This window comes from Ligilactobacillus acidipiscis DSM 15836 (genome assembly GCF_001435755.1).
Classification (GTDB): Bacteria; Bacillota; Bacilli; order Lactobacillales; family Lactobacillaceae; genus Ligilactobacillus; species Ligilactobacillus acidipiscis.
The window spans coordinates 1-10,425 of sequence record NZ_AZFI01000066.1; the positions used below are offsets into that span (position 1 = coordinate 1).

9 protein-coding genes are annotated in these 10,425 nt (G+C 35.3%); 7 read left to right on the top strand and 2 right to left on the bottom strand.

Annotation, left to right across the window (positions count from 1 at the left end; genetic code table 11):
* Positions 1–177 precede the first annotated feature (177 nt).
* Together FC65_RS05895 and FC65_RS05900 are read right to left on the bottom strand one after the other, a co-directional pair.
* On the bottom strand, positions 178–579 hold the full coding sequence (locus tag FC65_RS05895) for a PTS sugar transporter subunit IIA (protein WP_056971913.1): 402 nt from the start codon (positions 577–579) through the stop codon (positions 178–180).
* An 83-nt stretch (positions 580–662) separates the two neighbouring features.
* Complete coding sequence (locus tag FC65_RS05900; RefSeq protein WP_056971914.1) at positions 663–3,137, bottom strand: sigma 54-interacting transcriptional regulator; 2,475 nt, start codon at positions 3,135–3,137, stop codon at positions 663–665.
* Positions 3,138–3,330: 193 nt separating this feature from the next.
* On the opposite strand from FC65_RS05900, the gene FC65_RS05905 reads away from it, so the two are divergent.
* From FC65_RS05905 to FC65_RS05935, 7 genes are all read left to right on the top strand, one after another.
* Positions 3,331–3,831, top strand: coding sequence for a PTS sugar transporter subunit IIB (locus tag FC65_RS05905; RefSeq protein WP_056971915.1), 501 nt, complete (start codon positions 3,331–3,333; stop codon positions 3,829–3,831).
* A gap of 12 nt (positions 3,832–3,843) precedes the next feature.
* On the top strand, positions 3,844–4,614 hold the full coding sequence (locus FC65_RS05910) for a PTS mannose/fructose/sorbose/N-acetylgalactosamine transporter subunit IIC (protein ID WP_082619052.1): 771 nt from the start codon (positions 3,844–3,846) through the stop codon (positions 4,612–4,614).
* A 3-nt stretch (positions 4,615–4,617) separates the two neighbouring features.
* Positions 4,618–5,478, top strand: coding sequence for a PTS system mannose/fructose/sorbose family transporter subunit IID (locus tag FC65_RS05915; RefSeq protein ID WP_056971917.1), 861 nt, complete (start codon positions 4,618–4,620; stop codon positions 5,476–5,478).
* 10 nt (positions 5,479–5,488) lie between these two features.
* The gene (locus FC65_RS05920) at positions 5,489–6,292 is read left to right on the top strand and encodes an alpha/beta hydrolase (RefSeq protein WP_056971918.1); all 804 of its coding nucleotides are present in this window, start codon (positions 5,489–5,491) and stop codon (positions 6,290–6,292) included.
* A gap of 450 nt (positions 6,293–6,742) precedes the next feature.
* Positions 6,743–8,566 (top strand): PTS mannitol transporter subunit IIBC, encoded by a 1,824-nt coding sequence (locus FC65_RS05925; protein ID WP_056971919.1) that lies wholly within the window; start codon positions 6,743–6,745, stop codon positions 8,564–8,566.
* An 80-nt stretch (positions 8,567–8,646) separates the two neighbouring features.
* On the top strand, positions 8,647–9,090 hold the full coding sequence (locus FC65_RS05930) for a PTS mannitol transporter subunit IIA (protein WP_056971920.1): 444 nt from the start codon (positions 8,647–8,649) through the stop codon (positions 9,088–9,090).
* Complete coding sequence (locus tag FC65_RS05935; protein WP_056971921.1) at positions 9,090–10,247, top strand: mannitol-1-phosphate 5-dehydrogenase; 1,158 nt, start codon at positions 9,090–9,092, stop codon at positions 10,245–10,247. The genes FC65_RS05930 and FC65_RS05935 overlap by 1 nt, the downstream gene beginning before the upstream one ends.
* Positions 10,248–10,425: the final 178 nt, after the last annotated feature.

Below are 10,425 nucleotides of genomic sequence, written 5' to 3' on the forward strand. Positions count from 1 at the left end.
TAAGGGAAAAGTATGAATAATTCAGGTTAATGGTACTTTCTTTGCATCAAAGATTTTTCTCAGGTTTTACCTAATAAGATACTTGTATATTCATAGCCTGTTTTGGTTATATTAAAATATCATTTGTTTATATTGCATGTAATGACCAATACTACGTTTTATGACATACTTTATTTGTTATTCTCCAATTTCCTTTCGTAGATTATGAATGCTACTGATGCCTGCCTGCATAACATTTTCAACATATTTATCAAAGTTTTCAACGGATTCTTTTGAAACTATTGCTTCCAGTACCATTCCTAAATTAGCACCGGTTATACATTCAAAATTTAATTTTTCCATAGAAGCAGCAGTAACATTTGTGGGGCTTCCTCCAGGAATGTCGGTTAATACTAAAACCTGCCCATTTTTTGATTTTTCAGCGATGGCAGTTTTTACAACCTTTTCAAACTCTGCAATACTATTGCCAGGGTTTAACGAATAGGTAAAGACGTTTGTTGGTTCACCTGAAATTATAGTGCTGGCATTTAATAGTCCCTTTGATAAACTTCCATGAGTAACAATTATTAAACTTATCATTTAACACAATCCTTTCTTGTTCTACTCAATTTTTTAGTAGCAAAAAATGTGCCAACTCAGGAATTATTCCAAATAAAAGAATTTTATTGGTTTAGGGAATAATGTGTATCAAAAATTTCGACAATATATGCTAGCTCTGTATCAGGAATTTCTATAAAATAATCATTCTCAATTTCTTTAAAGGAACATTTGATAGTTTTAAATAGTTCAGGATTTCTTTGCTTGAATTTTTGAACGTTATTGTAAGGTAAGGGCTTTTTTAGCATAATTCTTTCCACCATACTGGAGCAATGGAACATAAATTTAATTTTTAAGTCATCATTTTCAGGAATTTTTTGGTGGTTAGTGATTCTGGTTAATGTTTTTTGTAACCTTGATATGACTTTTTTAGGGTCAATGAATAAGAGAAATTGTCCTAAAGAATCAATCATTTTTTGGTTAGAAAATGAAAAAGATTTTGGAGTGATTTTTTCCATTAAAAAATCACTTTTCAAAGAATTAAATAGATTATCAAGCGTTGCACTAGGTAATTGCGACTTTCTCGTTGCCTCTAAAAGCATTGGGGTGCTTATTGGAGAAATGTTTCTGACTTGATGATTGGTTTTTTCCTGTATCAAATTTGCAAATAACGACAGGGAGCCCATATCAGAAAGAATTAACACCCCGTGTCCATTGTCTATTCTTTCAATTGTATTTAATACTTTTTTGAATATTTTGTCTGTGCCTTCGTCTAAGGGCAAGTCGATTCCAATCGCATGTGTTGAATTTAAAAATGAATTAACCACTTCACACATACTTGATGCAATGTTATCCCCGTGGGAAAGAGCCAAAATACCAATGCTTTTTTGATTTTTTTTTTTGGACATGTGTAAAAGCATTGTTAGAAAGGTTAATTCTCCTTCCGGAATATAAAAATCGATCAGCTGATTTAGTCTCTTTCTGATATCTAGTGCTAATGTATATTCTTGTGGATACTGTTGCTTAACTGAAGTAGTTTGTGGATACTTGGGAATATTTTTTGAATAAATCCTATTCTTTAATGTATTAATGTGCAGCATTAACCCTAATATAGTATTCTTGTGGAGGTTTAACTGTAGTTCAGTCAATGTTGTTTTTACTGCCGTATATACAGAATAATTTATTATTTTGGTGATGGTTTGTGACCTATCAAGCTCTTCAAAAGCATCTATTTGCTGGTAAAAGCCCTTTGCTGCCACATATGCTTCGTTTAAGCCAGTGTTGTGCAAATATTCTTTTTTACTTGAAACTTTAAAGCTAGGTTCAAGTGTAGCGTTGGGGGTTGTTAAATAGTTAGGAGATGACTCAGGATTATTTGACTTTGTAGAGTCAATTTCAATAGTTTCATTTAATCGTGATACCAAATCTTGAATTAGTACTTCTTGATATTTTTTTTCTTTAAAGTAAGATTTAATAGTTTTCTCTGGTAAGTCATTAAAAGTAATAGAAATTTTATTTTCTAAGACACCATTTTCTTTCATATAGGCTTTAGCACATGTTAACTTGATGTCTACCTTTAGTTGACCTAGATTACTTGGTGTTTTGTAATTTAATAAGGCTTCTATGACGGATTTATCTACAAGTAGAGAGGATCCTATTTGTTTTGCCTCGGCTTTAAAAAATAAATATATGTAATCTAGTTTCTCGGTTGGAAAACGGTCATCTAAATCTGGTAAATTTACTGAAACAGGAATTCTACGAGTAAAAGTTCTTAATAAGGCAGAAGAGATATCCTCTGTTGTGGCCATGACAAAAAGAATGTGGCCAATAGTGTTTGGGGTTACCTGACCTAAACGACGATACGTTTGATTGTCAATTACCTGAAACAACATTTCTTGTGCTTGTGGCGGTAGTCTATGAACTTCATCTAAAAATAAGATACCATGTTCTGCTTGTTTGATAATTCCTTCTTTTGTGCTATTTGCTCCTGTAAAAGCCCCCTTTTCATATCCAAAAAGAAGTGACATTAATAATTGTGGGTTATCAACATAATCAGCACAATTAAAAGTGATCATTGGGGCGTTTTTTTTAAGAATACCTTTGCTTATGGCAAAATTGTAAAGATAACTAACCATTGTAGTTTTACCAACACCAGTAGATCCAGAAAGTAGGATATTCATACCGTATGGGGGATATAGTATTGCCGCTTTTAGCTGTTCTACTACAGATTTTAGACTTCCCTGATAACCAATCATTTTTTCAAAAGGGTCTTCAATTGCATTGTCTTTCTTTTTGACCGTTAGAAGCTTGCTTAGTTCCTCTTGTGTAAAAATGAAGTTATTTTTTTGTGGAAGATTTATTTTGGAAGCTAGTGCATTTACTGATAGATATAAAACAGGTTTTCCGCTGATCTTTATCACTTGTTTCTCTCTAAAAAGTTTATTAAGTTCTTTGCTGACGTTTGAGCGTGTTATATCAAGCTTCTTAGAAATATAACTTGTACTAATCCCAGAGTTTTGCTCTACACTTTCATTGAGGCTACCTTTGGTTTCTTCCTCCAAAAACATTTTTATACGGTCTTTTCTAGAAAATTGTCTCATAAAAGAACCCTCCTAATATCATGGTACAAAGACAATTGTATCAAATTTAAGCAAACAATTCATTATTAGTGATACACATTTGATACAGTTAAAGACATTATAAATAGAAAACCTGTAACCGCTTAATAGTTTGCTGTTGGCACACTTTTTGCTTCTTGATATTATGTAAAAGTGAAATATAGGAGGTTTTTTTATGGCAAACATAGCTTTATTGAGAGTCGATGATAGATTAGTACATGGACAGGTTGTTACAAAGTGGATCGGGGAAGCGGGAGCAAAGGAAATTGTAATTGTGGATGATTATTTGGCCACTAATACTTATTTAAGCAGTGTTTTCAAAATGGCTGCGCCTCATGGTGTAGAAGTCGTAACTTATTCTTCAGAAACTTTTGTGGAGAAGATTAATTCGGATAGTTTTGGAGAAGTACCTCTGCTGGTATTGTTTAAAAGCATTGAGATTTTAGGAAAAGTATATAGTTTAGGGTTTAAAAATAAAAATGTACAAATCGGGGGTATCGGAGCAAATTCAGATAGAAAAATAGTTTTCCAAAGTATTGCATTGTCAGAATCAGAAGCTCAGAAATTAAAAGAAATTCAACAGAAAGGAGTAAAAGTGATATTTCAAAGAGTACCCGATGAAAAGCCAAGTGATCTGTCAATGATTTTGAAAAAGAAGTTTAAAAATTTAATTTAGAGGTGAGTTATCGTGGATACAAAAATTACTATATTACAAGCAATTTTAATCGGATTATTTTATTGGTTTAGAGGATGTCGATTTGGATATACTTTTGGGGTTGTTACGATATTTTCACCTTTACCAGCAGCACTGTGGGTTGGTATTGTTTTAGGAGATATACCAACAGCTATGAAAGTTGGTGCAGCATTACAATTGATCTATTTGGGACTTCTAGTACCAGGTGGAGCAGCTCCTTCGGACCCTACAATTGCTGCTCTTGTTTCATGCTCTGTTGCTGTAGTTTCGAAAACTAATATTAATGCGGCTGTTGCATTGGCAGTTCCGATTGGTTTATTGGGTGTACAAATAAATAATATTGAATATATTATTAACGGCTTTTTAGCATCAAAAACAGATAAAAATGTAGAAGAGGCTAATACTAGAGGAATGTTTCGAACTTCTGTTATCTATCCTTCGGCGTATAAATTAATTTTATATGCGATACCGATGACTCTAGTACTATATTTTGGAGCAGCACAAATCGGTGGCCTAATAAATATGATCCCTCAAACTATTTTAAACGGATTAAATTTAGCCGGTGCTGTATTACCGGCAGTAGGTTTTGCTATTATTGTCCAGCAGATTGGGAAGAAGAGTCTACTTCCATATTTCTTAGCAGCATTCTTTTTGGAACAGTATAGTGGAATTCCTACCTTGGCAATTGCATTAGGTGGTTTATTCTTGGCATATTTGCATATAACTTTCACTTCAGATTCCAGTAAAGCAGCTAAGGAGGCATAGAGTATGAATAAAATTGTAGATAAAAGAGAAAAACAGGTTGAAAATAATAAGGAGAGTAAGATAACTAAAAAGGATTTAACAAAATCATGGTTGCTATGGTGGTTGTTTGCTGAAACAAACCATTCCTTTGAAAGAATGATGGGGCTTTCTTTTGGACTTTCTTTGTCTCCGATTTTGAAAAAAATTTATACAAAAAAAGAAGACTTAGTTGAGTCATTAAAAAGACATACTCAGTTTTTCAATACTAGTGGAAATTGGGGATCATTAATTCCTGGAATTGTTATTGCTATGGAAGAGCAGAAATCCAAGGAAAATGATATCCCTGAGGAAGCAATTGTAGGTACTAAAACAGGATTGATGGGAGCAATAGCAGGTGTCGGTGATACTATTGATTGGGGCATGTGGTTACCAATTATTTTTAGTTTGTTTATTCCCATGGCAAAAAATGGAAATGGATTAGCTGGGATACTTCCTTGGCTTATATTCATGGTGATTACTTTAGTTGAAAGCTATTTTCTCTTTCATCTAGGCTATAAATCCGGGACAGCATCTGTTGAAAAAGTTTTAGAAGGTGGCTTTGTTGACAAGCTGATCACAGGTGCAAGTGTTTTAGGACTTTTTATGATGGGTGGATTAGCTGCTTCATATGTGAAGGTGACCACACCTATAAAAATAGTTACTGCGGCAAAGGTTTTAAATATCCAAAAGGATATTCTTGATGCTATTGCTCCAGGAATTTTGCCTTTATTAGTAGTGGTTGGCGTATATTTTTATTTAGAAAAAGTTAGTAAAAACTATACCAAGGCTATGCTGTGGTTAATTCTTCTTTGCTTGATTTTTGGCGGATTTGGTATCTTGAAGTAGGAGGAGAAAAATGGCCTTATTGCATATTGATTTTAAGTCGTCAGTTTTAAATAAATCTAGTTCAATATACGCAATTACTCCTGAACCGACTAAAATAGATTCATGGAATGATTTGCAAGTATTATATTTATTACATGGTATGGGAGATGACCACACAAAGTGGATTAGGCGAACTAATGTTGAGCAATATGTTAAAAAGTATAACTTAGTCGTTATTAGTGCACAATTTGGAAAAAGTTTTTACTCTAATATGGTGTATGGTGAAAATTATTGGGATTTCTTAACTTCCGAGTTGCCATATTTAGTAGATAGAATGTTCCCAATATCAGATAAGAGAGAAGACAGATTCGTGGCAGGCTTGTCGATGGGTGGATTTGGCGCTTTTAAATGGGCTTTAAATTACCCTAAAATGTTTAGTAATGCTGCAAGCTTTTCAGGAGTTCTTTCTCTGCAGGACTTTTTTGAAATACGTAGTAAAAAGGTGCTCGAAGGGTTAAATATTAATAATTCGGTCGAACGTTTCAGGTCTCTAGCGAATTCAGTTATCGGGAACAAGGGCAAAATAGCCGGCACAAATAATGATTTGATTGAATTATTAAAACAAAATTCCAAGAGTAATTTACCCAACTTTTATCAATTTTGCGGAGATAAAGATCCAATTTTACAATTTAATAAAAAATTTAAAGAATGTGCAGAGAATATGCCACAACTTAATTATCAGTATTTTGAAAGCAGTGGGAAGCATGATTGGGTTTTCTGGAATAAGTGTTTGTTAAAGTATATCAATCTTTTACCTTTAAAAGAAGTGAGATGACATATTTTATAAACTATAATTTGGAAGAATTAAGTATGTGCTTAAATAGTTGATTTGTACGTATGACACTAAATCCCAGAAATTTTTTTGAAAAATATGTTAGTTATGAGCATAACTGCTAATTAAATTATATTTAAAGATGAAAACAGACTGCCTGAATACAGGGGTTAAGGATACAATGACTTAACTATAATTTAACTTTTACAAATTAACAGGTCAGGGATTACTGGACTTTAACGGGAAAATAGCATCCATTGTTTGCTTTTAATAATTTTGGCACTCCATACTGTGCCACTTTTGGCACTAGATTTTATTGAAAACGTATCCTGTAAGCCTTAACATAATTAGTGGAGATTCACAAAAGGGAAAGGTGTTCTTTCCCAATTGCATTAATTATTTTAATTACAAGAGGCAAAATAATTTGCTTACTTTGTAAAAGGAGGAAAAATAATGTCACAAGATGCTACAGCTTCGTCTGGGAAACCAAAGACGAGTTTGAAGGCTAAAGTGCAAAAGTTTGGCACATTTTTATCAGGAATGATTATGCCAAATATCGCAGCAATCATTGCTTGGGGCTTGATCACGGCGATTTTCTTAACGCCAGGAGGCTGGTTTCCAAATGCTACTATCAATAAACTAAGTGGACCAGCGCTTACGTATTTATTGCCATTATTGATCGGTTATACTGGTGGAAAGATGGTCGACGATGAGCGTGGAGCTGTTGTTGGTGCTATTGCTACGATCGGTTCCATTGTGGGTTCGAATGTTCCAATGTTCTTAGGTGCAATGATCATGGGCCCATTAGGCGGCTGGTGCATGAAGAAGTTTGATGATTTATTCCAAGACAAGATCAAGTCGGGTTTTGAAATGATCTACAATAATTTCTCAGCTGGTATTATGGGAATGCTGTTGGCAATTTTAGCTCAGGCAGTTGTGGGGCCGTTTGTGGTTGCAGGCAGCAAATTTATGGCTAGCGGTGTTGATTGGATCATTTCTGTTCATGCTTTACCATTAGCTAATTTGTTTATCGAACCTGCTAAGATTTTGTTCCTGAACAATGCTGTTGGTAATGGTATCTTAGTTCCACTTGGAATTCAGCAGGCTTCTAGTGCTGGAAAGTCAGTTTTATTCTTACTTGAATCTAATCCTGGACCTGGTATCGGTGTTTTACTTGCGTTTTGCCTGTTTGGTAAAGGTAGTGCTAAGTCTTCAGCTCCTGGAGCTGCAATTATCCAATTCTTTGGTGGGATCCATGAAATCTATTTCCCATACATCATGATGAAGCCTTCTTTATTCTTAGCAGTCATGGCTGGTGGTGTAACTGGGACATTTACTTTCCAATTGTTAGGTGCCGGTTTAAAGGCCGCTGCCTCACCTGGTTCAATAATTTCCATTTTATTGATGACGCCGAAAGGTGCATATTTGGCCGTACTTTCAGGTGTGCTCACCGCTGCGATCGTTTCATTTTTGGTTGCTGCGTTTATCTTGAAGAGAGACAAGTCAACGTCTGAAGATGATGATTTTGCAAGTAAACAAGCTCAAGTCTCAGCCATGAAATCTGAATCTAAGGGTAATGCAGCCAATACTAATGACACCCAAGTTAGTGGTCAAGGAATGGATTACTCAGATGTTAAAAAAGTTATTTTTGCTTGTGATGCTGGTATGGGTTCCTCAGCAATGGGAGCTTCTCTGTTAAGAGATAAATTTAAAAAAGCTGGTTTGCAAGATATTTCTGTAACTAATATGGCCGTTCGAAACCTAAAGGACGAAAATGGGTTATTAGTCGTGACACAAGAAGAGTTGCAAGAACGTGCTCAACAAAAAGCACCAAGCGCTTTGAGTGTTGCAGTCCAAAACTTTATGAATAGTCCGCGTTATGATGAGATCGTAGCTAATTTGAAAGTTGCCCAACAAGGAACAACTGATGAAAAAGAAAACTCTCGACCTACGACTAATTCTCAGTCAGGAAAGCAAGAGTTTGGCGGAATTGATTTCTCTCAAGTTAAAGAGATTGATTTTATCCACCATGATGAACATACTGGTTCTGCAACGATGGCAACCAGCATGTTGAAAACGCAGCTTGAAAAAGCTGGTAAGAAAACGACCGTTAAACGTGTTTCAATTGATGATGTTGTTGATGACAAGGACAGATTAGTGATCTCAACACCGGAAACTATTAAAAACTTGAAGACTCGTTATACTAATGTTCAATCATTGTCTGTAGCTGATTTACGAGACCAAAAGCTGAGTGATATCGTGGAAAGGGTACAATAAGAGGGTAGTAATTTAGGAATCAAGCATAATGAGATGAGTTCTGTAAAGAATGTTCCGAAGGAAAGAGAGGCGTTTAGCAAATGGATCTACAAAAAGATATGGTCTTGTTAAACCAAAGTGTTCCTAATAAAACAGAGGCTATTAAATTAGCAGGCAAGTTGTTAGTGGATGCAGGTTGTGTTGAGCCGAAATATGTTGATGCAATGATTGCCAGGGACAACGACGTTTCGACTTATATGGGGAATTTTATTGCTATTCCACATGGTACAGATGAGGGAAAGCAATATATTAAAAAGACTGGGATCTCGGTCGTTCAGGTCCCGATGGGTGTCGATTTTAGCGAAGATAAAGAGACTGACAACACAGTAACAGTTGTTTTTGGGATTGCAGGTAAGAACAATGAACACTTGGATATTCTTTCGCAAATTGCATTGTTTTGTAGTCACATCGACAATGTTGCGAAGTTAGCCGATGCGCAGTCACCACAAGAGGTTATAGATTTATTGAAAGAGGTTGAAAACTAATGAAAGCAGTTCATTTTGGAGCAGGTAACATTGGTCGCGGTTTTATTGGAGAAACATTAGCCGCAAATGATTTTTCAATTGATTTTGTAGACGTTGATGATACGATTATTTCCGCACTGAATTCACGGCATGAATATGACATCGAGCTGGCTGCACCTAGCCAAGAAAAGATCCATGTTGAAAATGTCGATGGTATCAATAATGGCAAAGAACCCGAAAAGGTTGTGGCAGCCATTGCGGAAACTAACTTGGTTACAACTGCGATCGGTCCTAAGATCTTACAATTTATCGCACCTTTGATCGCAGAAGGCTTGGTTGCTCGTAAGAAACAAGGCAACACACAAAAGGTTGATGTGATTGCTTGTGAAAACATGATCGGTGGCTCAGCTCATCTAAAGGACGAAGTATACAAGGCTTTGGCTGATGAAGATCAAGCGTTTGTTAATGAATATGTCGGTTTTCCTAATGCTGCAGTTGATCGGATCGTACCATTACAGAAACATGATGATCCCTTGATGGTTTCTGTTGAACCATTCAAGGAATGGGTCGTCGATGAATCACAAATGGCTAACCCTGATTTAAAGCTGGAAGGCGTTTCTTATGCTCCAAACTTGGAACCATATATTGAACGTAAGTTATTCTCAGTTAATACTGGTCATGCTACAGTAGCCTATACTGGTAAAACGTTAGGCTATGATACGATCGGTGACGCTATTAAGGATGAACGTGTTTTGAATCAGCTGAAGGGTGTCTTGAAAGAGACTGGTGATTTGTTGATTGCTAAGTGGAACTTCAAGCGTGAAGACCATGAGGCTTATCAAAAGAAAATCATCAATCGTTTTGAAAATCCTTATATCTCTGACACAATTGCTCGTGTTGGTCGGACACCGATCCGCAAACTTGGCTTTGATGAGCGTTTTATTCGGCCGATTCGCGAAGCAAAAGAGCATGGTTTGGGCTATGAAAAACTGTTAGAAACAGTTGGTAAGATTTATCAATTCAATGTTCCAGAAGACGATGAGAGCGTCAAATTGCAACAAATGCTGCAAGATAAATTTGCTGAAGTAGTTACTTCTACGACTGATTTGAAAGATCAGGAATTAGTAAGTGAAATTGCTGGTAAAATGTCAGAAGAATTTACTGCAACGCATAAATAAACTATGCATAGTGAAAAATTAGCTTAAGGTACAACAAGATATAAATATATAAAAGGCAATTCAGTTTTTCTGTTTTGCCTTTTTATATATAATTTTCTATCTAAATTTAAAATTTATTAAATAATCTTGAAATGTCAAATTAAGTTAGTAAGCAGTGTTCAACTGGACGGATTTCAAG

Excerpts from the sequence above, each read along its gene's own strand:
- FC65_RS05895 (WP_056971913.1), bottom strand. The coding sequence starts at position 579 with ATGATAAGTTTAATAATTGTTACTCATGGAAGTTTATCAAAGGGACTA.
- FC65_RS05900 (WP_056971914.1), bottom strand. The coding sequence starts at position 3,137 with ATGAGACAATTTTCTAGAAAAGACCGTATAAAAATGTTTTTGGAGGAA.
- FC65_RS05905 (WP_056971915.1), top strand. The coding sequence starts at position 3,331 with ATGGCAAACATAGCTTTATTGAGAGTCGATGATAGATTAGTACATGGA.
- FC65_RS05915 (WP_056971917.1), top strand. The coding sequence starts at position 4,618 with ATGAATAAAATTGTAGATAAAAGAGAAAAACAGGTTGAAAATAATAAG.
- FC65_RS05920 (WP_056971918.1), top strand. The coding sequence starts at position 5,489 with ATGGCCTTATTGCATATTGATTTTAAGTCGTCAGTTTTAAATAAATCT.
- FC65_RS05925 (WP_056971919.1), top strand. The coding sequence starts at position 6,743 with ATGTCACAAGATGCTACAGCTTCGTCTGGGAAACCAAAGACGAGTTTG.
- FC65_RS05930 (WP_056971920.1), top strand. The coding sequence starts at position 8,647 with ATGGATCTACAAAAAGATATGGTCTTGTTAAACCAAAGTGTTCCTAAT.
- FC65_RS05935 (WP_056971921.1), top strand. The coding sequence starts at position 9,090 with ATGAAAGCAGTTCATTTTGGAGCAGGTAACATTGGTCGCGGTTTTATT.